This is a genomic window from Dermatobacter hominis, from assembly GCF_020715685.1.
GTDB lineage: Bacteria > Actinomycetota > Acidimicrobiia > Acidimicrobiales > Microtrichaceae > Dermatobacter > Dermatobacter hominis.
Genome location: NZ_CP085840.1, coordinates 3,527,540 through 3,549,053, shown reverse-complemented (window position 1 = coordinate 3,549,053; position 21,514 = coordinate 3,527,540). Strand labels below are relative to the sequence as shown.

General features: G+C 72.4%; 26 protein-coding genes. 10 read left to right on the top strand and 16 right to left on the bottom strand.

All coding sequences use genetic code 11. The annotated features are described in order from the left end of the window. Nucleotides 1-185: 185 nt before the first annotated feature. Both LH044_RS16615 and LH044_RS16610 read right to left on the bottom strand, forming a co-directional pair. Complete coding sequence (locus tag LH044_RS16615) at nt 186-662, bottom strand: hypothetical protein (protein ID WP_227756705.1); 477 nt, start codon at nt 660-662, stop codon at nt 186-188. A gap of 172 nt (nt 663-834) precedes the next feature. Beyond that, entirely contained in the window at nt 835-1,044 is a 210-nt protein-coding gene (locus LH044_RS16610; RefSeq protein WP_227756704.1) for a hypothetical protein, read from the bottom strand. Nucleotides 1,045-1,393: 349 nt separating this feature from the next. On the opposite strand from LH044_RS16610, the gene LH044_RS16605 reads away from it, so the two are divergent. Continuing rightward, nucleotides 1,394-1,882: a MarR family winged helix-turn-helix transcriptional regulator gene (locus LH044_RS16605; protein WP_227756703.1), complete on the top strand. Its 489-nt coding sequence runs from the start codon at nt 1,394-1,396 to the stop codon at nt 1,880-1,882. A gap of 109 nt (nt 1,883-1,991) precedes the next feature. Then, nucleotides 1,992-2,462: a MarR family winged helix-turn-helix transcriptional regulator gene (locus LH044_RS16600; RefSeq protein ID WP_227756702.1), complete on the top strand. Its 471-nt coding sequence runs from the start codon at nt 1,992-1,994 to the stop codon at nt 2,460-2,462. Between the two features lie 39 nt (nt 2,463-2,501). On the opposite strand, the gene LH044_RS16595 is transcribed toward LH044_RS16600, so the two are convergent. From LH044_RS16595 to LH044_RS16575, 5 genes are all read right to left on the bottom strand, one after another. Beyond that, nucleotides 2,502-3,464 (bottom strand): endonuclease/exonuclease/phosphatase family protein, encoded by a 963-nt coding sequence (locus LH044_RS16595; protein WP_227756701.1) that lies wholly within the window; start codon nt 3,462-3,464, stop codon nt 2,502-2,504. A 29-nt stretch (nt 3,465-3,493) separates the two neighbouring features. After that, complete coding sequence (locus LH044_RS16590) at nt 3,494-4,117, bottom strand: hypothetical protein (protein WP_227756700.1); 624 nt, start codon at nt 4,115-4,117, stop codon at nt 3,494-3,496. A 14-nt stretch (nt 4,118-4,131) separates the two neighbouring features. Then, nucleotides 4,132-4,443 carry a hypothetical protein gene (locus LH044_RS16585; RefSeq protein ID WP_227756699.1) on the bottom strand — a complete coding sequence of 104 codons (312 nt, stop codon included), beginning with the start codon at nt 4,441-4,443 and terminating at the stop codon, nt 4,132-4,134. A gap of 464 nt (nt 4,444-4,907) precedes the next feature. After that, nucleotides 4,908-5,144 carry a hypothetical protein gene (locus LH044_RS16580; protein ID WP_227756698.1) on the bottom strand — a complete coding sequence of 79 codons (237 nt, stop codon included), beginning with the start codon at nt 5,142-5,144 and terminating at the stop codon, nt 4,908-4,910. 77 nt (nt 5,145-5,221) lie between these two features. After that, nucleotides 5,222-5,674: an MSMEG_6728 family protein gene (locus LH044_RS16575; RefSeq protein WP_227756697.1), complete on the bottom strand. Its 453-nt coding sequence runs from the start codon at nt 5,672-5,674 to the stop codon at nt 5,222-5,224. Between the two features lie 189 nt (nt 5,675-5,863). Between LH044_RS16575 and LH044_RS16570 the strand changes: the two genes are divergently transcribed. Genes LH044_RS16570 through LH044_RS16560 form a run of 3 tightly spaced genes read left to right on the top strand, consistent with a single transcriptional unit; the run spans nt 5,864 to nt 9,272 of the window. Further along, nucleotides 5,864-6,922, top strand: coding sequence for a polyprenyl synthetase family protein (locus tag LH044_RS16570; RefSeq protein ID WP_227756696.1), 1,059 nt, complete (start codon nt 5,864-5,866; stop codon nt 6,920-6,922). Then, complete coding sequence (gene crtI, locus LH044_RS16565; RefSeq protein WP_227756695.1) at nt 6,919-8,388, top strand: phytoene desaturase family protein; 1,470 nt, start codon at nt 6,919-6,921, stop codon at nt 8,386-8,388. The genes LH044_RS16570 and crtI overlap by 4 nt, the downstream gene beginning before the upstream one ends. Then, complete coding sequence (locus LH044_RS16560; RefSeq protein WP_227756694.1) at nt 8,385-9,272, top strand: phytoene/squalene synthase family protein; 888 nt, start codon at nt 8,385-8,387, stop codon at nt 9,270-9,272. Before crtI ends, LH044_RS16560 begins: the two co-directional genes overlap by 4 nt. Here the strand turns inward: LH044_RS16560 and LH044_RS16555 are convergent. From LH044_RS16555 to LH044_RS16545, 3 genes are read right to left on the bottom strand one after another with little or no spacing between them, the layout of a single operon-like run. After that, entirely contained in the window at nt 9,161-9,754 is a 594-nt protein-coding gene (locus LH044_RS16555; RefSeq protein ID WP_227756693.1) for a sterol desaturase family protein, read from the bottom strand. The genes LH044_RS16560 and LH044_RS16555 overlap by 112 nt on opposite strands. Continuing rightward, complete coding sequence (locus tag LH044_RS16550; RefSeq protein ID WP_227756692.1) at nt 9,755-10,129, bottom strand: lycopene cyclase domain-containing protein; 375 nt, start codon at nt 10,127-10,129, stop codon at nt 9,755-9,757. After that, nucleotides 10,126-10,437, bottom strand: coding sequence for a lycopene cyclase domain-containing protein (locus LH044_RS16545; RefSeq protein ID WP_227756691.1), 312 nt, complete (start codon nt 10,435-10,437; stop codon nt 10,126-10,128). Before LH044_RS16545 ends, LH044_RS16550 begins: the two co-directional genes overlap by 4 nt. Nucleotides 10,438-10,458: 21 nt before the next feature. On the opposite strand from LH044_RS16545, the gene idi reads away from it, so the two are divergent. Next, nucleotides 10,459-11,013: an isopentenyl-diphosphate Delta-isomerase gene (gene idi / locus LH044_RS16540; protein WP_227756690.1), complete on the top strand. Its 555-nt coding sequence runs from the start codon at nt 10,459-10,461 to the stop codon at nt 11,011-11,013. An 84-nt stretch (nt 11,014-11,097) separates the two neighbouring features. Here idi and LH044_RS16535 read toward each other — a convergent pair whose 3' ends face one another. The 5 genes from LH044_RS16535 to LH044_RS16515 all read right to left on the bottom strand — a co-directional run bounded on the left by LH044_RS16535 (nt 11,098) and on the right by LH044_RS16515 (nt 16,402). Then, a complete protein-coding gene (locus LH044_RS16535; protein WP_227756689.1) occupies nt 11,098-13,422 on the bottom strand; it encodes an arylsulfatase in 2,325 nt (774 codons plus the stop codon). A gap of 73 nt (nt 13,423-13,495) precedes the next feature. Continuing rightward, complete coding sequence (locus LH044_RS16530) at nt 13,496-14,128, bottom strand: TIGR04282 family arsenosugar biosynthesis glycosyltransferase (RefSeq protein WP_227756688.1); 633 nt, start codon at nt 14,126-14,128, stop codon at nt 13,496-13,498. Continuing rightward, nucleotides 14,125-14,712, bottom strand: a complete 588-nt coding sequence (locus LH044_RS16525; protein WP_227756687.1) for a methyltransferase domain-containing protein — start codon at nt 14,710-14,712, stop codon at nt 14,125-14,127. Before LH044_RS16525 ends, LH044_RS16530 begins: the two co-directional genes overlap by 4 nt. Nucleotides 14,713-14,717: 5 nt before the next feature. Further along, nucleotides 14,718-15,125 carry a hypothetical protein gene (locus tag LH044_RS16520; protein ID WP_227756686.1) on the bottom strand — a complete coding sequence of 136 codons (408 nt, stop codon included), beginning with the start codon at nt 15,123-15,125 and terminating at the stop codon, nt 14,718-14,720. A 59-nt stretch (nt 15,126-15,184) separates the two neighbouring features. Continuing rightward, nucleotides 15,185-16,402, bottom strand: a complete 1,218-nt coding sequence (locus LH044_RS16515) for a molybdopterin-dependent oxidoreductase (protein WP_227756685.1) — start codon at nt 16,400-16,402, stop codon at nt 15,185-15,187. A 141-nt stretch (nt 16,403-16,543) separates the two neighbouring features. Between LH044_RS16515 and LH044_RS16510 the strand changes: the two genes are divergently transcribed. Further along, on the top strand, nt 16,544-17,260 hold the full coding sequence (locus LH044_RS16510; protein WP_227756684.1) for a response regulator: 717 nt from the start codon (nt 16,544-16,546) through the stop codon (nt 17,258-17,260). After that, nucleotides 17,257-18,414 (top strand): sensor histidine kinase, encoded by a 1,158-nt coding sequence (locus tag LH044_RS16505; RefSeq protein ID WP_227756683.1) that lies wholly within the window; start codon nt 17,257-17,259, stop codon nt 18,412-18,414. Before LH044_RS16510 ends, LH044_RS16505 begins: the two co-directional genes overlap by 4 nt. Nucleotides 18,415-18,449: 35 nt before the next feature. Here LH044_RS16505 and LH044_RS16500 read toward each other — a convergent pair whose 3' ends face one another. Further along, nucleotides 18,450-19,145 (bottom strand): glycosyltransferase family 2 protein, encoded by a 696-nt coding sequence (locus tag LH044_RS16500; protein WP_374210504.1) that lies wholly within the window; start codon nt 19,143-19,145, stop codon nt 18,450-18,452. On the opposite strand from LH044_RS16500, the gene LH044_RS16495 reads away from it, so the two are divergent. After that, entirely contained in the window at nt 19,144-20,205 is a 1,062-nt protein-coding gene (locus LH044_RS16495) for an NAD-dependent epimerase/dehydratase family protein (protein WP_227756681.1), read from the top strand. The genes LH044_RS16500 and LH044_RS16495 overlap by 2 nt on opposite strands. After that, the gene (locus LH044_RS16490; protein ID WP_227756680.1) at nt 20,202-21,503 is read left to right on the top strand and encodes a hypothetical protein; all 1,302 of its coding nucleotides are present in this window, start codon (nt 20,202-20,204) and stop codon (nt 21,501-21,503) included. Before LH044_RS16495 ends, LH044_RS16490 begins: the two co-directional genes overlap by 4 nt. The last annotated feature ends 11 nt before the right edge of the window (nt 21,504-21,514 follow it).

The following is a 21,514-nucleotide window of genomic DNA, read 5'->3' as shown; positions in this document are numbered from 1 at the left end:
GGAGGAGTCGATGGACGGCATCTTCGACGACGCCCTCGAGCGACCCTGACCCTCGTCCCCCGTCCGCCCACCCGCCAGGTCGCGGCGCCCCAGGTCCGGTCGCAGCGGCGGCGGGGGCCCGGCGGCGACGATGCCACCGGACCCCGCGCCGGCGGTCGCCGCCGGTCCCGTCGCCACGCTCGGGATCAGGGATCGCAGACCAGGCCCTCGTCGCCACCCGTCGCATCGACCGTCACCTTCGTGATCTCGAAGGTGATCGGTCCGTTGCCGACGTCGAGGGGCAGCAGCGGCTCGAAGACCTTGCCGCGGAAGGTCCAGTCCTCGTTGGGTAGGAGGACCAACGAGGTGGTGGTGGCGCCCTGGACCGCCCGGCCCTGGACCGAGATGTTCGTGTAGTAGCACTGCTGGCCGTCCACGACGAGCGGCGCGAAGGCCGTCAGCGTCACGTTGGCCTGACCAGGCCACTGGAACGGGTAGAGCCGGACGGTCCCGACCTCCACGTACTCCCCCGCCGGGACCTCTCCGGCCGGGCCGTCGTACCGGATCGTGGCGATCGCCGGTGCCGGGGGCTGCGGCCCGGCTGGTGTCGTGCACGCTGCGAGCAGCGTCGCCAGCACCAGGAGCGGCACCGCCAGCAGCGGCGTTCGGATCGAGCGCTTCATGAGTTGTCCTCCCGTCATCGCCCCGGCCGATCCCGGCCGACGCCCTCGTCGTGGAACTGCACTAGTTGCGTCGTGTCATGTCTTCATCCCGCCCAGCGTCCGATGCCCTCGGAGATCGGCCCACGACGCCGGGGCCGACCTGCTGTTGCGGCGTTCGACCTCCGCCGGCCCCTCACCGCAGCGGCGTGCACTCGATGGGGTCGATGATGATCGGTCCCGTCGGACACGGGCCGCCCGTGTGCTCGACGATCGTCGTGGTGGTGGTAGTGGTCGTGGTGGGCGGTGGCCCCGACGTGCACGCACCCGCGACGGCGGCGAGGCCGACCGCCAGCGCCGCGATCGTGGCGGCACTCGTTCGTCTCGGGGTTCGGATGATGGTCATCGGTGCTCTCGCTCCTCGTTTCGTTGGACCTAGATGGCGCTCGATGGCCGGCGCGTGGCGTTCCGGACCGATCGACGGGTGCCGAGCGGCATGGACGACGTGCACCGGCGCGCGCGAGCTGCCGACCGATGCTCCCTCGTTCCCGCCCGGTCTCCATCGCCGAGACCGACGTCACGGCCAGCGTACGCCGCAACTATCGACTCTTGCAACCCTTCGCGGGCCAGCCCCTCGATCGGGCGAGGAGGGAGCACGGTCGTCCAAGGGCTCGGGCGCGCCGTCACGCACGGTCGGAGCATTGCGTGGTGCCGCGACCCACGATCCGGGATCACGCGACAACTATCTTGGGCCGGTGGACGACGAGTACCTGCAGCGCTGGACCTGGAACGAGCGCCAGGCGTGGCTCGCCCTCGTCGAGACGCACGCCTACCTCTTCGGCGCGCTCGACCGCGACCTCGCCGCCGACACCGACGTCGACCTCGCTCGCTACCAGGTGCTCGCGCTCCTCGCCGATGCGCCCGGGTGGCGGCTCCCGATCAGCGAGCTCGCCGCTCGGTGCGGACTGACGCCGGGCGGGATCCGGCGGCGCTTCGACGCGCTCGAGCGCGACGGTCTGGTGGAACGACGGCGGGAGGGACGGGACCCCCGTTGGTTCGCCGTGCTGACGCTCGACGGGAAGCGGCGGCTCGATGCCGCGACACCCGCCTACCTCGAGAGCGTGCGTCGTCACTTCTTCGACCAGCTCGACCGCGACGAGCTGCGTCGCCTGGCGGCCGCCCTCGAGCGGGTCGCGAGGAACATCCGGGTGGAGACCGGCGTCCCCGGTTCGACGGATGGGTAGGGGGAGGCGCGCCGGCGGCCGAACACCTGCCGTCCGTGGGTCCCGGCGGTGCCGGCGACCCGACCGGGGCGCCGCCGGACCACCCGGCGGGTCTGGTTAGGATCCCACGGTGGCACCGGAGCCCACCCGTGACGCTGACGAGATCGCCGCCTGGCTCGCGCTGGTCGAGGCGCAGGGCTACCTGTACTCCGTGCTCGACCGGGAGCTGCAGGAGGCGTGCGGCCTCGAGCTGGCGAAGTACGAGGTGCTGGCCCACCTGGCGGACCAGCCCGACTGGCGGCTCCGGATGTCCGATCTCGCCGCGAGGTGCGGGCTGAGCCCGAGTGGGATCACGCGACGGCTCGATCCGATGGAGCGCGACAAGCTGCTGAAGCGGGAGACCGCACCCGGCGACCGCCGGGGCGTCGTGGCCGTGCTGACCAAGAAGGGCTACTCCAAGCTCCTACGCGCTGCGCCCGTCCACATCGCCGGCGTCCGCCAGCACGTCCTCGACATCCTCGACGAGGACGAGCTGGTCCTGGTCTTCAAGGCCCTGAACCGGGTGGTGGAGTCGATCCGCCAGGACGACGTCGCGCTGTAGCCCACTCGACCGCGCCCTCCCGCGCTGCTGGTGGGGCGGTCAGCACGGTCGACCCGCCTCCGCGACCCGCAGGTCGACCACGACGGGATCGTGGTCGCTCAGGGGTGCGCCGTCCTCATCGGTGAACCTGGCCGCCGGCACGTCGTAGCCGTCGACGCACACCTGCGCCCCGCTGCCACCTCGGACCGCCACACGGTCGATCCGGTCCGCGTCGGTGCACCCGACGGCCGGCGTACACGCGTCCTCCAGCCACAACCGCGAGGTGAAGCGCTCCCAGATCCGGGCGTCCGCCCCTCCCCCGCTCTCGGGATGGGACGGATCCGTCCTGAGGTTCGTGTCGCCCACCACCACGACCGCCCGGCCGGCGCTGTGCTGCTCGATGAACGCCGCGAGGTCGTCGTACTGCTGCGCCTGCAGCAGCTGGTCCTCCGGAGCACCTCCCGCCTCTCCGTGGACGTCGTAGAGGTCGAACGAGCGCGACCCGGCCTGGATCGTCGCGACCATGAACCCCTTCATGGCGAGGCAGTCGCCCGATCCCCCGTCGGGGAGCGGTCCGCCGAAGCAGCCGCGCCAGGGAACCCGCTGCACGTCGCTGATCGGGAACCGCGACGCGAGGCCCAGTCCGTCTCCGACCAGGACCGGACGCGGCGGCTGGAGGTCGACGCCGTCGGGGCCGGGGTGCGCATCGGTGACGTACTCGTGGGTGAGGCCCTCGCGCAGCCGGCGGTGGTAGTTCGCGAAGTCGAGCAACCAGAGCGGCGGCGCCCACCAGTCGAAGTCCTCCTGGGTCGCGACGATGTCGTACGCGTCCAACCTCCGGCCGATCACCGGCAGGTTGGTGCCCGGGCGACCCGGCGAGATCTCCTGCGGGAGACCGGCGACGTTGTAGGTCACCAGGCTGAAGGCGGCCGGGTCCGGCGGCGGACCCGGGTCGGCGGCGTGGTGGCGGGGCGGCGGGGCGCAGGCTCCACCCGCGACGAGGACCACGGCTGCGAGCACCATCGCGGCGAGCCTCCTCGCCGTCCCGACGGTCAACACATCCAGGCCGTGTCGCCCAGCCCCGGCCATCCGTTCTCCTCCACGGTGAAGTACCACCACCCGGGCGGCGACGGGTTGTCGAACTGCTCCAGGCACGCGGCCTGCACCACGGCATCCGTCGGGTGATCGAGGAAGACGATCCCGAACCCGCGTGAGGGCGCGCCGCTGCAGGTGCCGTCGGACGACGGGTACCGCAGCGAGTTGTACAGGTGGTACTTCGTGTACGGCTGACCGTTCTCGTCGTAGGCCGTGTAGGGGCTGGCCAGCGTGTCGACCACGTACTCGAGGTCGACGTCGCCGTACGAGCTCTTCATGCACAGCGGTCGGTCCTGTGGCCAGCCGGTCGGCACCGACGTCGACGTGGTGACGGTCGTTGTCGTGGTCACCGACGTGGTCGTCGTGCTGGTCGGTGTCGTGCTGGTCGGTGTCGTGGTCGACGTCGTCAAGATCGTCGTCGACGTCGAGCCCGACCCCTGGTCGGCGGTCGTGGTCGTCGTCGGCCCTGGCGGCTGGGCGGCGGGCGTGCAGCCGGCCGCCACGGCGGCCGCGGCGAGGACCATCGCGAGCAGGTGTCGACGCCAGCGGATCCGGCCTCCGGGGAGCTCAGGAGCGTCCATGTCGGTCCGCCCCCTCACTCGCAGATCACCACGGACGAGTGCGACGCACGGGTCACCTCCACGGTGATCGGACCGTTCACCACGTCGAAGCCCGTGTCGTACACGAACACCTTCAGGTCGGAGTCCGGCCCGAGGACGAGGAGGCGCTCGGGTCCGGCGTTCTGGCTCGCCCAGAGCTCCAGCTCGGGAGCGCCGTACGTGCAACCGGCCTGCCCCGGCACCGGTGCGGTCGCCCTCACGAAGGCCTCACCCGGGGAGGACGACTGGCACACCTGGACCGAGACACCGGCGACGTTCGCGTCCTCGCCGAAGCAGAGGCCCGGCACCTCGTCGTAGACGATCCTCGCCAGCGGGTCCGCCGGCGGCGCGGTGGTGCACCCTGCGAGGACGAGGCCAGCGCACCGAGGACGAGCGCGCCCGTCGTGGCCTTCTTCAGCATTCGGATCTCCCTCCGGTTCCCGAACCCCCACGGTCGAGATCCGAAGGATATGGCGCGATGGGTCTCACATGTCAATAGTTGCGTCATGCGATTGCATGGCTCACCACCTCGAACCACACGATCTTGTGCGACCCGTCGACCTCGTACCCCCATCGCCGCGCAGTCGCATCGACGATCTGGATGCCGCGGCCCCAGAAGCGCTCGTCGTCCCTCGGCAGCAGGACGGGGAGGTGGTCGACGTCGCAGCTCCACGTCGAAGTCCGGGCAGTCGGTGTGGATGACCACGTTGGTCACGACCTCGCTCGCGAGGAGCTCGTTCGCCCCTGCGGCGGGCGTCGACCGAACCACCTCCTACCCGCTGCGGGGGCACCGCCATGCCGCCGACCGCCACCGGTCCCCTCGTCCTGCATCGCCGGCGCTGGCCCACGTCCCGACGGTGCAGGTGCCGTCGCCCGATTCGTGGAACACCGAGTTGTAGCCGAACCACCGCTCGACCGGCGCGCCCCCGCCGGTGTCGATGTACGTGTACCGCTGGGTCACGCCCGTGTACTCCAGGTCGTTGCCCCCGAACGTGTTCCGCGTGCACACCGGCTCGGTGCCCGGCCCGGGAACGGTCGTCGACGTGGTCGCAACGGTCGTGGACGTGGCAACGGCAGTCGCACACCTCAGTCCGACGGCCAGAAGTAGGGGAGGTCGTCGGTCACGTCGGGGAAGCGCGGCCCGTACCAGTCCGGGTCCTTGCGGACGAGCGCGGATCGATGGCTCCGGTGCAGTCGGTCGTCGCCGAGCCACGGCGGCAGTGCTCCTGACGCCCGCAGGTCCTCCTGGGAGGGGATGTCTTCGACACCGATCTCGGCGAGGTCGGACCGGATCGTGGCCTGGCAGGTGTCCGAGAAGCCCATGGCGATCCACGTGTCGGTGATCGCCATGCCGTAGGCACCGAGCGCTGCCGGGTGGTGCCGCCACATCCGGGCGACGGGGTGGTGGCGCCAGCCGTAGTCGGGCCTGCTGATCGCCCGGACCACCTGGATCACCTCCACCCGTTGCTTGCCGAGCCGTCGCGGGTCGAGCACGCCCGCGCTGGCCCGGAAGTCTGCGTAGGGCAGGAACGTCTGCATCGCGATCGCCGGACCTCCCGTCCGCCATCTACCCCCTCACCCGTCCCGGGTGCATCCGAACCCGTGCCGGTCGTCGAAGGACTCGGCATGGGGATCAGAGGTCCGATCTACGCCGGCAGCAGCAGGCAGGCACCACGAGGCCGCGCAGGGGCAGCGGGCGTTCGCCCCGAAGCCGGGTAGGACCACCGCGTGTCCCCATCCGGCGCCGAACTGCATCCCCTGTCCTCCGTCGCCACCCTGGTCGACCGCCACCTCGCGGCGCTCCTCGAGGTCGAGCGCGGCCGATGGTCGTCGGTCGACCCCGACCTCGACGGCCTCCACGAGGCCCTCACCGCGTTCGTCCTCGACGGCGGCAAGCGGATCCGGCCGGCGTTCGCTTACTGGACGTTCCTCGGCGCCGGCGGCGAGGCGGAGAACCCGGCCGTGCTCGACCTCTGCAGCGGACTGGAGCTCCTCCACGCGTTCGCGCTGCTCCACGACGACGTGATGGACGGCTCCGACACCCGGCGGCACCACGAGACGGCGCACGTCAGCGCCGCTCGCCGCCACCGGGGCAGCGGCTGGCGAGGCGAGTCCCGACGCTACGGGGAGGGCGTGGCGATCCTCCTCGGTGACCTCGCCCTGACCCTCGCCGACCGCACGCTCGACCGGCTGGACCGCACGACGAGGTCGATCTACGGGGACCTGAAGGCCGAGCTCGTCGCCGGCCAGTACCTCGACCTGCTCAGCGCAGCACGCGGCGACCTCGACCTGGACCGCAGCCGTCGGATCCTCGTCTACAAGTCGGCTCGGTACACCGTCGAACGTCCGATGCAGCTCGGCGCCGCCTTGGCCGGGCGCCACGAGGAGCTCGTCGCCGCCGTCAGCAGGGTCGGCGCGCCGCTCGGCGAGGCGTTCCAGCTGCGCGACGACGTGCTGGGCGTCTTCGGGAGCGCGGACGCCGTGGGAAAGCCGGTCGGCGACGACCTCCGCGAGGGCAAGGCCACGATGCTCATCTCGTTGGCAGCGGCTCGCGCCGACGAGGAGCAGCGGGCCGAGCTCGAGCTGCTCGGCACGGACCTGGACGGCGCCACGATCGAGCGGCTGACCGACGTCATCCGCTCGACCGGCGCCCTGGACCTGGTCGAGCGCCGGATCGAGGAGCTGACGGACCTGGCGCTCGACGAGCTGGCGCGGCTGCCCGTCACCGAGCCGGCCAGGGCGGCGCTCGCCGAGCTCGCTGCGTTCGTCGGTGGTCGGCGCCGATGAGGGTCGCGGTGGTCGGGGCGGGGCTCGGTGGGCTGGCGGCCGCGTGCCACCTCGCCGGCGCCGGCCACGACGTCACGGTGCTGGAGCGCGACGACGGACCGGGTGGCCGGGCCGGGAGGTGGGAGTCGGGCGGCTATCGCTTCGACACCGGTCCCACGGTCCTGACCATGGTCGACATCGTGGCGGACACCTTCGCGGCCGCCGGTGCCGAGATGGACCACCACGTCGCGCTGCGCCGGCTCGATCCGGCGTACCGGGCGCAGTTCGCCGATGGATCCGAGCTCCGGGTGCGCGCGTCGCGGAAGGAGATGACGGAGGAGATCCGTCGGGTCTGCGGTCCACGCGATGCCGCGGCGTTCGGCCCGTTCTGCGACTGGCTGACCGAGCTCCACCGCGTCGAGATGCCGAACTTCATCGACCGCAACTTCGATTCGCCGGCCGGCCTGCTGGCCCACCCGCTGGGGGCGGCGCAGCTCGTGCGCCTCGGTGGCTTCGGCCGACTCGGTCGACGGGTGGCCCGGCACTTCGACGACGACCGGCTGCGGCGGCTGTTCTCCTTCCAGGCCCTCTACGCGGGGCTCTCCCCGTTCGATGCGCTGGCGCTGTACGCGGTGATCACGTACATGGACACCGTCGCCGGCGTGTGGTCGGTCGAGGGTGGGATCAACGCGATCGCCCGGGGCCTGGCCGACGCGGCGCGCCGGTGCGGGGTGCAGTTCCAGTACGGCGACGCGGTCGTCCGGATCGAGCGGACGCCCGCCGGTCGGGTCGCGGGCGTCCGATCCGCATCCGGGGCGCGGGTGCCCGCGGACGTCGTGGTGGCGAACCCGGACGTCCCGGCGGTGTACCGGGAGCTGCTCGGGTCCACGCCGCCGCTGCGGGCACGACGCGGGCAGTTCTCGCCGTCGTGCCTGCTCTGGCTCGTCGGGGCGAAGGGCCATCTGCCGCGCGGGACCGAACACCACAACATCCACTTCGGACGGGAGTGGGAGGCCTCGTTCGACGAGCTGCTCCGACGGGGCACGACGATGTCGGACCCGTCGATCCTCGTCTCGGCGCCCACGGTCACGCACCCGGGCGACGCCCCCGACGGCGGCCACGCCCTCTACGTGCTCGAACCTGTGCCGAACCTCGACGGCCACGTCGACTGGACCGTCGAGCGCGACCGGGCGAGGGACCGGCTCGCGGCGCGCCTCGACGACCTCGGCTACCCGACCGAGATCGAGCAGGAGCAGCTCGTGGACCCGCTCGACTGGGACGCGCTCGGCATGGAGCGCGGCACGCCGTTCGCGATGGCGCACCGGTTCAGCCGGACCGGCCCGTTCCGCGCCCCGAACGTCGACCGGCGGATCCCGGGGCTGGTCCTCGTCGGCTCCGGCACCGTGCCGGGGGTCGGGGTGCCGATGGTGCTCCTCTCCGGGAGGCTGGCAGCGCAGCGGGTCGAACAGGCGGCCGGATCACGATGAGCGTCCGACACGTCACCCTGGAGGAGAGCTACGCCGAGTGCCGTCGCCTCACGAAGCGGCACGGCACGACCTACTACTGGGCGACGCAGCTCCTACCGGGGGTCAGCCGCCCCCACGTCCACGCGCTGTACGGCTTCTGCCGCTATGCGGACGACATCGTGGACGACCTCGGTCCGGCGCCCGTGGCGCAGCGCTCCGAGGCGCTGGCCGCCTTCACCGATCGGTTCTTCCACGACCTCGACCGGGGCCGGTCCGACGACCTCGTCCTCAGGGCGGTCGTGCACACCGTCCGCGCCTACTCGATCGACCCCTCACTGTTCCGACGCTTCGTCACCTCCATGGAGATGGACCTGAGCATCGATCGCTACGGGACGTGGGAGGACCTCTGCACCTACATGGACGGATCGGCGTGCGTGATCGGCGAGATGATGCTGCCGATCCTCGAACCGGCCAGCGAGTCGGCGGTCCCCCACGCCCGGGATCTCGGGTTGGCCTTCCAGCTCACGAACTTCCTGCGCGACGTCGGCGAGGACCTCGACCGGGGCCGGATCTACCTCCCGCAGGAGGACCTCGAGCGCTTCGGGGCGGACCCCGCCGCCCGCACGGTGACCCCGGCCTGGCGCGAGCTGATGCGCTTCGAGATCGACCGGGCCCGCGAGCTCTACCGCTCGGCCGACCTCGGGATCGCGCTCCTGCCCGGGAGATCGGCACGGTCGATCCGTGCCGCTCGGACGTTGTACTCCGAGATCCTCGATCGGATCGAGCGCAACGACTACGACGTCTTCTCCGTCCGCGCCCGTGTGCCGCTCGCCCGCAAGCTGGCGGTGGCGGGCGCAGCAGCTCGACCGCTCTCGGCCCGGCCGAGGGGCGCCGTCCGGGCGTGAGGTCCGCGACCTCCCCCGATCGGGTCCCGGTCCGTCCTCGAGGCACGCGCGCGGAGGTCCTTGGGGACGACCGGCGCCAGCATCCCGTAGGGCGCGGCCCCGTACAGGTGGTGGATCCGGTGGGCCTCCCGCAGCGGTTCCAGGAGCGCGACGTGCTCGGGGAGGATCGACACGCGTCGGTGGATGTAGAGGTCGTGCACGAGCGCGTAGCTGGCGCCGTACGCCGTGACCCCTGCGCCCACCGCCACGAGCGCACCGAGCCCGGGCTGCCAGGTCCCGACCGCCATCACGACGATCGTGAGGGCGGCGAGCACGACCGGGAAGGCGTCGTTCGCCTCCCAGCCGTGCGGGTTCGGGCGGTGGTGGCTGCGATGGAGGACGAGGCCGGGACCGTGGAAGAGCAGTCGGTGCAGCAGCGCGGTGACGGGCTCCATGACCAGGAAGGCGGCCACGCCGATCAGCAGGGAGCGAGCCGGGCCCACCTAGCGCTCCGACGAGTGGCGAACACGGCCCGGTCGATCGTCCGCGAGGTCCTCGACACCGGCGTCGGCGGACCGACGACCCAGCTGGTCCCACACGACCATCGTCAGGGTCACGAGCGCGAAGCCGAACCCGAAGTCCTCGAGCGGCGAGTGGAAGCCGACCCGCACGCCCGAGAAGCTGTCCGGGTCGTAGATCACCACCGGCGCGCTTCGCTTGGTGAGCCAGCCGTCGACGAGCACCTGGAAGAACACGACGATCGCCATCGACAACCAGTAGCTGCGGGTGCGGAAGATGCCGGTCCGGGCGATCAGGAGCTCGTAGGCGACGACGGCGACGACGCCCACGACGGTCAGCGCGGTGTAGGCACCCATCATCGGCCGACGATCCGTCGGACGGCCTCGAGCGTGAGCAGCCCGCAGATCGGGATGACGACGAAGAAGAGCAGCTCTTCGACGGGGAGCGATCCGGGCAGGGTCCAACCCGTCACGTATCGATCGGAGTACCGCCAGTGATCCCAGGCGATGGCCACCACGTCCCAGACGACGAAGATGGCGACGGGGGCCGACAACGTCAGCGCGAGCCGGCGAGGCTGTCGGTAGACCCGGGCACCGAGGACCAGTTCGAGGGGCAGCGTGATGAGGAGGCAGGCGCCCAGCAGGAGGAGGTACTCGAAGCGCTCCACGGGCCGAGGGTACTGCCGCCCGTGACCGAGCGAGCAGCAGGAGCCGAGCCCGAGCTGGTCGTGACCATCGACGAGCACGGCGTGCTCGGATCCATGGAGAAGCTCGCCGCCCACGAGCCGCCCGGTGTCCGGCACCTGGCGTTCTCCGTCTTCCTGCTCGACGAGGCCGGCCGCGTCCTCCTCCAGCGCCGCTCGGCCCGCAAGCACCACTTCAGGAGTCGGTGGTCCAACTCCTGCTGCAGCCACCCCCGTCCCGGCGAACCCCTATCCGACGCCGCGACGAGGCGGGTCCACGAGGAGCTCGGGGTGGTCACCGACGTGCGCCCGGTCGGGTCGTTCAGCTACTTCGCCGCCGATCCCGACAGCGGGCTCGTCGAGTCAGAGCTCGACCACGTCTTCGTCGGCCGGTACGACGGGCCCATCGACCCCGACGAGGACGAGGTGGACGCCGTGGCGTGGGTCGACCTCGCCGACCTCGGCCGCTGCGTCGTCGACGAACCCGAACGCTTCACCCCGTGGCTCCCGATGGCCCTCGCCGTGCTGCACGACAGCCTGGATCACCCTGCCGACCCCTGACGGCGACCAGGTCCGCCGCCGACCGGCGGTTCCTCGTCGTCGCCCCTCACCGATCCCGCAGCCACCCTCCTCGATCCCGCCCGGTCAGTTGTGGTACCGGACGTTGACGTTGTGGATGGTCCCCTCGAACGGGAAGGGCGCACGGTCGTAGTAGTCGAGGGACACGGGGCTGCCGAGGGCGGTCCCGATGTCGAGGCAGTCGTTGGCCGTGAACAGCAGCGGAGCGCTGATCGGCACCGACCCGGCCGCCACCTGATCACCACCCACCTCGATCGTGATGTCGAGGGGCCCGCCGGGCCTGGCCTCGGCGTACACCGTGTCGATCGTGATCGTCGCCCGCCCGGCGGGGATGCGTTGCTCGGACCGGAGCTTGGTCCGCATGAGGATGAACAGGTTGTACTCGTAGCAGAGGTACCCGTCGTCCATGAACAGGGTGAGCCCGCCGCCGGCGCCGCCGAGCTTGTAGAGCACACCGCTCGCGTTCTCGGGCAGCTCCGCGTCGATCGTCACCGTGTTGTTGCGGTTGCCGAGCGCGGGCGCGCAGAACTCGGGCATGCGCACGATGTCACCGGTGAAGTTCCACTCGCGGTACGGCGTCGAGATGCGCATCTCGGGATGGAACACCACCACCCACAGCGCGCCGCCCACGGGGTAGACGCTGTTGCGGGCCGCTTCGATCGCGAACGTCTCCTTCAGCTGGGCGAGCTTGTCGGGGTGCTCGGCGGCGAGGTCGTTGGCCTGGGTCCAGTCCTCGTCGAGGTGGTACAGCTCCCACGTGTCCTCGTCGGGCGTCCACTCGTCGATGCCCTCCGGTCGACCCGGGACCCACGGGATGCGTGGGCCCAGGGCTGAGGCCATCCACCCATCGTGGTAGATCGCTCGTGAGCCCATGATCTCGAAGTACTGGGTGAGCAGCCGACCCTTCGCGTCACGGTCGCCGAACGTGTAGGCGAAGCTCACGCCGTCGAGCGGCTGCTGCTCGACCCCTCGGACCTCGAGCGGGGGCGTGATGCCGATGACCTCGTAGATGGTGGGGACGAGGTCGTTGCAGTGGTGGAACTGGGTGCGGGGCACCGGGTCGGGCTCGATGCCCTTCGGCCAGCGGACCACCATCGGGTTGCGGGTGCCGCCGAGGTGCGAGGCCAGCAGCTTCATGCCCTTGTACGGGGTGCTGCCCGCCCACGCCCAGGCGGCGTGGTACTGGTTGTCGGTCTTGGGCGACCCCAGCACATCGAGGCCGCCGAGCTCGTCGAGCGCCTTGATGTGCATGTCGACCGTGGTCGGGATCATGTTCTGGGCGAGCAGCTCGCTGATGGTCCCGTTCTGCCCCTCGCCCGACGACCCGTTGTCGCCCCAGATGTAGAACACCAGCGTGTTGTCGGCGTAGCCGAGCGCGTCGACCTCGTCGAGGAGGCGCCCGACCTGGACGTCGACGTGCTCGGCGAACCCTGCCGCCACCTCCATGAGCCGGCGCTGGAACGGCTTCTCGTCCTCGGGGATCTCGTCCCAGCCCGCCAGCGACCCAGGTCGTTCGGTCAGCTCGGCGCTCTCGGGGATCCAGCCCTGGTCCTTGGCGCGGGCGAAGACCCGCTCGCGGTACGCGTCCCAGCCGTCGTCGAACTTCCCGGCGTACTTGTCGGCCCACTCCTTCATGATGTGGTGCGGGCCGTGGAGGCAGCCGCTGGCCCAGTACATGAAGAACGGCTTGTCGGCCTCGAACGCCCGGTGCTCGTGGAGCCAGCGGATGGCGTCGTCAGCGAGGTCCTCGGAGAGGTGGTAGCCCTCCTCCGGACGCTTCGAGGGCAGCACGCTCGTGGTGTTGCGCACGAGGTTCGGTTCGTACTGCGAGGCCTCGCCGGCGAGGAAGCCGTAGAAGTACTCGAAGCCCTTGCCCGTGGGCCAGTTGTCGAACGGCCCCGCCGGGGTGGTCTCCTCTGCCGGCGTGTTGTGCCACTTGCCGAACGCGGCGGTCGAGTAGCCGTACTCGGTGAGCACCTCGGCCGCGAGCGCGGTGCTCGCCGGGATGTGCCCCGAGTACCCGTCCCAGTCGTTCGCCAGCTCGGCGATCTGGCCGTTGCCGATCCGGTGGTGGTTCCGCCCCGTCAGCAGCGACGCCCGCGTCGGCGAGCACATCGCGGTCGTGTGGAACCGGTTGTAGCTGATCCCTTCGCCCATGACCTTCGTGAGCGTGTCGGTGCGGACCTCGCCGCCGAAGGTGCTGGGCAGCCCGGGCCCGGCGTCGTCGATCAGGATCACCAGGATGTTCGGCGCGTCCGCCGGCAGGCGCTGCGGGTCGGATCGGGGCGAGTACACCGACTCCTGCATCGTCCGGCCCGCGACCGAGCCCGAGCCCTTCGGGGGGAACGGCAGCGACGCCTGAGGGGGGAGCTTCGGGAAGGTGGTGGTCATCTCTGGTCCTTCAACGTGTCCCGGGCAGCACGTCGCCCGCACGTGGTCCCGACCTCTGAGTTCGATGGGGCGATCAGTCGCTCCGCGCCATCGCAGCGTATGCCTCGGCGAACCGGCTGCTCGGCGCCTCTGCTGCGACGAGGCGCGCCTCGGCGTGGTGGTCGACGTCCACCAACTCCCGGAGGTGCCTGACCCTGAGCCCCAGTCGCTCGAGCGCCGCGATCTGGCGGCGCCGCGTGTCGTGTCGGCTCATGGGCACGCGATCGAAGGCACGGCGATCGGGCGAGGTGAGACCGATCGACCAATAGCCGCCGTCGGCCGCCGGCCCGAGCACGGCATCGCAGTCATCGCGGGCGAGCAGGGCCAACCCTTCGTCGATGTCCTGCGGGGAGACCTGCGGGGTATCCATGCCGAGCACGAGCGCAGGGCGACCCAGGTCCTCGAACACGCTCGCCAGGCGCTCGCCGAGGCCGTCGCCGTGCTGCGGGATGACCTCGACGCCCTTCGGGATCCACGGCATCGCCCGGCCGTCGAGGGCGAGGACCACGTCGTCCGCCGCGCTCGCGAGCGCGGCGTCGAGCGTGTCGAGGATCGCAGCCTTGGCGATGACCGCAGCGTCGTCGTGTGTCAGCGGCGGGCACAGACGGGTCTTCACCCTCCCGGGCACCGGCTCCTTCGCGATCACGACGACCGTCGGCGACCTCATGACCGACCATCTGCCACGAGGCGGGCGAGGTGGCGCCCCGCTCGAACGAACACCTCGGCACGGCCGAAGCCGACCTCGGCGGCGAGTCCTGCGATGTCGTCGGCTCCCACCCACGCCCACCGGAACCAGGGCCCGGCGCCCCTGCTCGGACACCTGAGTCGGACGTGGTCGGTCTGGGTCGCGCACCCCGGCGCCTCGACGTCGAGCAGGGCGACGCCGTCGGGCCGGAGCAGCTCGCGTGCTCGGGACAGCAGGCGGACCGGGTCCCCGCCGATGCCGACGTTGCCGTCGAGCAACAGCACCGAACCCCACCGCCCCTCGCCCGGGAGCTGGTCGAAGACCGACCGGTCGAGCACCGTGGCGCCAGCTCGATCCGCAGCGTCGAGCGCAGCCGGCGCGACGTCGATCCCGAGGGACGGCACGCCCTGCGCCGCCAGCGCCGCCGCGATCCGCCCGGGGCCGCAGCCGATGTCGAGGACGGGCGCGGGCAGGTCGGCGATGAGCTCCGCCTCGAGCTCTGTCGGCGGTGCGTGCCACGCGTCGACCTCCAGAGGTCGATGCACGCCGTCGGAGGAGCGCTCCATCAGGATCACGGTCCCGACCTGCCCCGACGAGCGCGGACCCATCCCGCCACCAGCCCCACGGCCAGCACGGCTGCACCGATCACGGCGAGGTTCCGACCGGCCGACGACGGCAGGATCGACGGGTTGTCGGCGCTGGCGCCGAAGCGGGCGACGGTGGGCCAGGTGGCCAGACCGACGACTGCGACGACCGTGACGCCAGCACGGATCGGTCCCCGCCAGGCCGGTGGGAGCCCGCCGGTGAGCCCCAGCCCGAAGAGCAGCACGAGGGGCAGGACGACGAGGTCGTGCACGAGCGCGGCGCCGATCACCCAGGACGCCCAGGAGCCGGGGTGCGTGCGGTCGGCCTCCCGGAGCACCCCCGCCACCGCCCAGCCCATGAGCGACCATCCCGCAGCGATCGCTGCCCAGGCCACGGGACCCGGACGGGGATCCTCGCGGCCTGCGCCGGTCGCCGTCGGAGCCGTCCGCCGGGTCATCCGACCTCCAGACGGGTGACCCACTTGGTCTGGAGGACGCCGGGCCGGTTGGGGGCGATGAGCCGCACGGGGGCGCCGTGGTCGGCGTGCAGGTCCTGCCCGTCGATCCTGAGTGCGAGCAGGCACTCGTCGCCTGCAGCCGCCTCGTCCGACAGCTCGGAGGACGAGTAGAGGCCCGAACGCTGCGCAGAGCGCACGGTGACGGGCCCAGCGTCGACCTCGGCGGCGGCGAGCACATCGGCGACGCGGACCCCGGTCCAGCGTGACGAGGCGCTCCAACCCTCCACACAAGCGATCGGCAGCTCCGCGGTGCGCTGCGGCATCGTCCGCAGGTCCTCGACCGTGAACGACGCCGATGATCCGGACCTGACGTCGCGCACCTCGAGCCGGTAGGCGGGATCGGAAGCCAGCCCCGTCGTCCCCGCTGCGGCCGCGGTCCGGTTGACCGGGATGCCCTGCGGACCGACGTCGCTCCGCCTGGGCCCGAGGAGGTTGGTGCCGCGGAGCAGCGGCACGGTCTGGCCGGCGGTCAGCAGCGTGAGGAGGCCGGCGGCGCCCGCGACGGTCAGGAGCAGGCCACGCCGGCTGAGCTCGCCCGGTCCACGATCGCGACCGGTGGCCGGCGCTCCCGCCGTCGGAAGGAGCGCGCGCCGCACCGTCGGCGCCTTGAGCGCCACGTGCACGATCGTTGCTCCGAGGACCAGCCACGCGGCCCACCAGTGCCCGGCGGGGAAGAAGAAGCGCCATGGGTACCAGTGCGCGATGTTCCCGACACCGGTCACCAGCAGGAAGAGCGAGCCGCCGACCAGTGGCAGGAGGCCGAGCCGCTCCATCGCGTCGATCGCTCCGTGCACCGGCGGCCGGCGCCAGAGGTGCGGTGAGACGGAGAAGAGCTTGGCGAGCAGCAGTGGGACCGACGCAAGGCCGGCGATCACGTGGAGGCCCTGCGTGACCCGGTAGAGGCCGACCGGACCGGTGGGGGGCGTGAACCACGACGGAGGCTGCTGCTGGAGGTGGGACCACAACCCGGTCAGCAGGCAGAGACCGAAGGCCACGCCGAGGGCGACGCCCAGGATCGAGGCCGTGCGCTCGTCGTGGACCTCTCGTTCGGATGCCGCAGCACGCGCGGATTCCCCGCGCCTGGCCACACCGGCCAGCCTCGACGTGATCCCGGTCGCTGCACCGTGCTCGGTCAGCCGCTCCGGATCACCCACGACAGCGAACGTACCCAGCTCCGGGAGGCCGGCGAACCCCCGATCCATTACCGAACGCGAAACTCCCGAGCGCGCCTTACGGATCGCGAAACACCGCGCCGGACCCGGGCCCGCATGCCCGACCCCCCGTACGCTCGTGTCGTGGAGGCAGGCGAGGTCGAGGAACCGGTCGACGCGCCGCGACGGATCCTGGTCGTCGAGGACGATCCGAACCTGTCCGAGGTGGTCGAGCGCTACCTGCGCCGCGACGGCTTCGAGGTGGAGCGCGTGGCCGACGGGGACGCCGGCCTGCAGCGGGCCATGGAGTGGCTCCCCGACCTCGTCGTGCTGGACATCATGCTGCCGGGTATCGATGGTCTCGAGGTGTGCCGCCGGCTCCGGGCGGAGGCTCCCATCCCGGTCGTGATGCTCACGGCCCGGACCGAGGAGGACGATCGCGTGCTGGGCCTGGAACTCGGCGCCGACGACTACGTGACGAAGCCCTTCTCGCCGAGAGAGCTCGCCGCCCGCGTGAGGGCCGTCCTCAGGCGGTCGGCAGGTTCGGTCGGCGGCGTCACCGATGGCGCGCTGCTGCGCGCCGGGTCGATCGAGGTCGATCCCGTCGCGCACGAGGCGCGTCGCGACGGGGTGCCCATCCACCTCACGGCGAAGGAGTTCGAGCTGCTCGCCCACCTGATGCGCCACCCGCGCCGCGCCTTCGGGCGCGCCGAGCTGCTCGAGTCGGTGTGGGGGTGGACCTACGGCGATGCCGCCACGGTGACGGTGCACGTCCGGCGGCTCCGCACCAAGGTCGAGGCCGACGCCTCCGCCCCACGACATCTGGTGACCGTCCCGGGTGGGTACCGGTTCGAGCCATGACGGTCCCGCCGGTCACCGCGACCGTCACCGACACCGCCACCCTGGCGCTGCTCACGCTCGCAGGCGCGGTCCCGGTCGCCCTGCTCGGGGTCTGGTTGGGTCGGCGGAGCTCCTCGAGCGTGCGGCGCCAGGCCCTCATCGTCGCGCTCGTCCCGCTCGCGGCGACGTGGGTGGGCGCCCTGCTGGCGGCCCGGGCGATGTTCCTGTCCGCCCACGACATGGGCGCGTTCGTCACGATCGCCCTGACCGCCGCCGTCGTGGGGGTGGGCGCCGCGTGGGAGCTCGGCCGACGGATCCGCACCGACGCCCGTCGGCTCGAGGAGCTGTCGCAGGAGATCGCCGACGGAGCCGTGCCCACGGGCCCTCCGGGCGCATCGGTGTCCGAGCTCGGCCGCGTCGGCGACCAGCTCGCCGAGATGTCCCAACGACTCGACCGGTCCCACCGCCGCGAGCTCGCACTCGAGCGGTCTCGTCGGGAGCTGGTCGCCTGGGTCTCGCACGACCTGCGGTCACCACTCGCAGGCATCCGGGCCATGGCCGAGGCACTCGAGGACGGTGTGGTCGACGACCCCGACGACGTGCAGCGCTACCTCCGGACGATCGGCGCCGAGACGGATCGCCTGGCTGCGCTGGTGGACGACCTCTTCGAGCTCAGCCGCATCACGAGCGGCACGGTCGATCTGACGCCGCGGTCGGTGCGGGTCGACGAGCTGGTGGGATCGGTCATCGAGGCCGCCGGCGCGACGGCCCGGGCCCGCAGCCTCGACCTCGAGTGCGATCTGGGCGACCCCGCCCCCTTGCTCGTGTCCCCCGCGGAGGCCTCGCGCGTGCTGCGCAACCTGCTGGACAACGCCCTCCGCCACACGCCGCCGGGCGGCACGGTCCGCGTCACCGTGGCGGAGCACGGTCGGAACGCCGTGATCTCTGTCGTCGACGAGTGTGGCGGGATCCCCGCCCAGGACCTCGACCGGGTGTTCGACGTCGCGTTCCGCGGTGACGCCGCACGGACCCGCGACACCGGCGGCGGCGGGCTGGGCCTCGCCATCGCCAAGGGCCTCGCCGAGGCGCAGGACGGTCGCATCGACGTCGCCAACCACGTCGGCGGGTGCTGCTTCACCGTCCGATTCCCGTTGGCCCAGCCCGGACCGGCATGACGCCGATCGGCCATCGGCGGGCGGCGCGCCGGCGATCAGGACCGGGCCAGCACCCGCGACATGTCCTGGACGGCGTGCAGCGTCCCCCGGACCGTGCCGGTCACCTTCGACCGCCCGACGCGAGGCCGGTAGCTCACCGGCACCTCGACGATCGTCCAGCGCGCCGCATGGGCGCGGAGCACCATCTCGAGCGGCCAGCCGGATCGGCGGTCCTGCAGACCGAGCTCGAGCAGGTCGAGCCGGCGCGCCGCCCGCATCGGCCCCAGGTCCGTCACGCGGGCGCCGGTGCGACGGCGCAGCTCGGCCGCAAGGAACCGGTTGGCGAGGCGGGCGTGCCAGGGCCATGCGCCCCGGCTGGCGCGCCGGGCGCCGAGGCAGAGCACGTCACTCCGTCCGTCGAGCGGGGCGACGACCGACGGCAGCTCCTGCGGGTCGAAGCTGGCGTCGGCGTCCATGAAGCAGACGACGTCGTCCTCGGCCGCGTCGAGGCCGGCCCAGCAGGCCGCACCGAACCCGCGACGCTCCTCGACCACCACCGTGGCGCCGAGGCGGCGGGCGACGTCGGCGGTGCCGTCGGTCGAGCCGTTGTCGACGACGATCGGCCGGTAGCGGTCGGGCATGCGGGAGAGCACCCACGGCAGCGCCTCGGCCTCGTCGAGGGCGGGCAGGACGACGTCGGGCACGCTGACGAGTCTGGCAGGCGGCGCGATCGACCGAGGGGCCGCTGACATGCGCGTGGTGGTGACCGGAGGGGCGGGCTTCATCGGGTCCCACGTCGTGGACCTGTTGCGCGTCGACGGCCACGTCCCGGTGGTCGTCGACGTGCTCGATCCGTACGCCCACGCGACGGAACCCGGCTGGATCCACCCCGACGTCGAGCTGCACCGGCGCAACATCTGCGAGGACGCGGTGTGGGACGACGTCCTGCTCGGCGCCGACGCGGTGTGCCACCTCGCGGCCAAGGTGGGGCTCGGCGTCGACTTCGCCGATGCGCCGGCATACGTGTCGTCGAACGACGCGGGCACCGCGACGATGCTCACCGCGATGCACCGCATGGGGTGGCGGGGTCGCATCGTGCTGTCGTCGTCCATGGTCGTCTACGGCGAGGGGGCCTACTCCTGCGAGGCGCACGGAACCGTCCGGCCCGGGCCCCGGTCGCCTGCGGACCTCGACGCCGGTCGGTTCGATCCGCCGTGCCCCCGGTGCGGCAGGGCGCTCCGCCCCGAGCTGGTCACCGAGTCGGCGCCGGTGGACCCCCGGAACGTGTACGCGGCGACGAAGCTGCACCAGGAGCACCTCTGCGCCACCTTCGGCCGCGAGCACGACGTGGCGGTCACGGCGCTGCGGTACCACAACGTGTACGGGCCGCGGATGCCCCGGGACACGCCGTACGCCGGCGTCGCGAGCATCTTCCGGAGCCAGCTCGCGCTGGGCGACGCACCGCAGGTGTTCGAGGACGGCGGACAGCGGCGCGACTTCGTCCACGTCGCCGACGTCGCCAGGGCGAACGTGCTCGCGCTGACGGATCCCCAGGGCTTCGACGGACCGCTCAACATCGCGTCGGGCCACCCCGTCACGCTCCTCGAGATGGCGGAGGCGCTCTCGGCCGCCGACGGGCGGGGTCGACGCCCGCAGATCACCGGCCGCTACCGCCTCGGCGACGTCCGCCACGTCACCGCCGATGCGCGGCGAGCGACCGACGCGATCGGCTTCACCGCGATGGTCCTGCCGGAGGATGGGCTCCGCCGCTTCGCCGACGACCCGCTCCGCGACGCCGCTCCGCCACCGTGACCGCGGCCCGAGCGGGGCGCCATGCCGTCGGGGTGGCTGCGGCGGCGGGCGCGGCGGCGGTCGTCGCCCTGGCCGTCGTGTGGGGCGCGCGCCTGCTCGACGACGGGGCCGAGCTGTTCCTGTCCGCCCCCCCGTTCGCCGGCGAGTGGGTGTGGCGCTGGCCGGCCGGGCTGTGGGTGGCGGTGCTGCTGGCGATCGCGATCGCGGTGTGGTGGCCCGTGGCGGTCGAACGGCTCCCGTGGCGCGCCGTGCTCGTGGCGTCCGCAGCGGTCTCGTTCGTCTGGACCGCCGTCCTCGCCGCGTCCGGCGGCATCGACGGTCTGTCGGCCCCGCTGGTCACGCGGTTCGAGTACCTGCCGTACGCGAGGGAGGCCCCGCCTCCCGGCGAGCTGCTGTCGCAGTGGTCGGTGCTGCTGCCCGACGCGCCGACCCACGTCCAGGGTCATCCGCCCGGAAGCCTGCTCGTCTTCATGGGGCTCGACCGCCTCGGCATCGGGGACCTCTCGGTCGCCATCATCGTGCTGCTCGCCGGCGCCTCCGCCGCCGCGGCCAGCCTCGTCGCGCTGGACCGGCTCGCGGGGCGGGCTGCGGCGCGGCGCGCCGCGGCCTTCGCCGGGCTGGCCCCGGCCGTGGTGTGGGCGGGGACCTCGGTGGACGGGATGGCGATGGGCGTGACCGCCTGGGCCGTCGCCGCCGGCGCCGCGGCGGCGACCGCGGACGACCGGACGGTCGCAGCCGGAGCCGGCGCGGTCGCCGGACTCCTCGCCGCGGCGCTGCTGACGATGACGTACGGGGCCCCGACCCTGCTCGGCCCGCTGTGGGCCCTCGCTGTCTGGACGGCCCTGCGCCGGCGCCCGTGGCCGATCGTGGCGGCGTCGGCCGGACTCCTCGTGCCCGTCGGCGCGCTCGCCCTCCCCGGCTTCGACTGGGCGGCCGGCTTCTCCGCGACGCACGACGCGTACCGTGCCGGAGTGGCGGCGGTCCGCCCCGGTGGCTACTTCCTCGTCGCCAACCTGGCGGCCGTGACCGTCGCGGCCGGTCCGGCCACGGTCGCAGGGGCTGCCGTGCTCCGGGACCGGAGGGCGTGGCTCCTGGTGGGCGGCGCGCTCGCCGGTGTGGTCATCGCGGACGTCTCGGGGCTGTCCAAGGGCGAGGTCGAACGGATCTGGTTGCCGCTCGTCCCCTTCCTGGTGATCGCCTCCTGCAGCTTGCGGGGACGTGTGGCGCGCCGTGGATGGCTGGCTGCGCAGCTGGCCATCGGGGTCGTGCTCCAGGCGTGGCTGCGATCGCCCTGGTGAGCGCAGGGGCG

Bases quoted from the DNA above. Each gene is read 5' to 3' on its own strand.
- LH044_RS16615 (WP_227756705.1), bottom strand. From the start codon at position 662: ATGAAGCGCTCGATCCGAACGCCGCTGCTGGCGGTGCCGCTCCTGGTG.
- LH044_RS16610 (WP_227756704.1), bottom strand. From the start codon at position 1,044: ATGACCATCATCCGAACCCCGAGACGAACGAGTGCCGCCACGATCGCG.
- LH044_RS16595 (WP_227756701.1), bottom strand. From the start codon at position 3,464: ATGGTGCTCGCAGCCGTGGTCCTCGTCGCGGGTGGAGCCTGCGCCCCG.
- LH044_RS16590 (WP_227756700.1), bottom strand. From the start codon at position 4,117: ATGGACGCTCCTGAGCTCCCCGGAGGCCGGATCCGCTGGCGTCGACAC.
- LH044_RS16575 (WP_227756697.1), bottom strand. From the start codon at position 5,674: ATGCAGACGTTCCTGCCCTACGCAGACTTCCGGGCCAGCGCGGGCGTG.
- crtI (WP_227756695.1), top strand. From the start codon at position 6,919: ATGAGGGTCGCGGTGGTCGGGGCGGGGCTCGGTGGGCTGGCGGCCGCG.
- LH044_RS16560 (WP_227756694.1), top strand. From the start codon at position 8,385: ATGAGCGTCCGACACGTCACCCTGGAGGAGAGCTACGCCGAGTGCCGT.
- LH044_RS16550 (WP_227756692.1), bottom strand. From the start codon at position 10,129: ATGATGGGTGCCTACACCGCGCTGACCGTCGTGGGCGTCGTCGCCGTC.
- LH044_RS16535 (WP_227756689.1), bottom strand. From the start codon at position 13,422: ATGACCACCACCTTCCCGAAGCTCCCCCCTCAGGCGTCGCTGCCGTTC.
- LH044_RS16530 (WP_227756688.1), bottom strand. From the start codon at position 14,128: ATGAGGTCGCCGACGGTCGTCGTGATCGCGAAGGAGCCGGTGCCCGGG.
- LH044_RS16525 (WP_227756687.1), bottom strand. From the start codon at position 14,712: ATGGAGCGCTCCTCCGACGGCGTGCATCGACCTCTGGAGGTCGACGCG.
- LH044_RS16505 (WP_227756683.1), top strand. From the start codon at position 17,257: ATGACGGTCCCGCCGGTCACCGCGACCGTCACCGACACCGCCACCCTG.
- LH044_RS16495 (WP_227756681.1), top strand. From the start codon at position 19,144: ATGCGCGTGGTGGTGACCGGAGGGGCGGGCTTCATCGGGTCCCACGTC.
- LH044_RS16500 (WP_374210504.1), bottom strand. From the start codon at position 19,145: ATGTCAGCGGCCCCTCGGTCGATCGCGCCGCCTGCCAGACTCGTCAGC.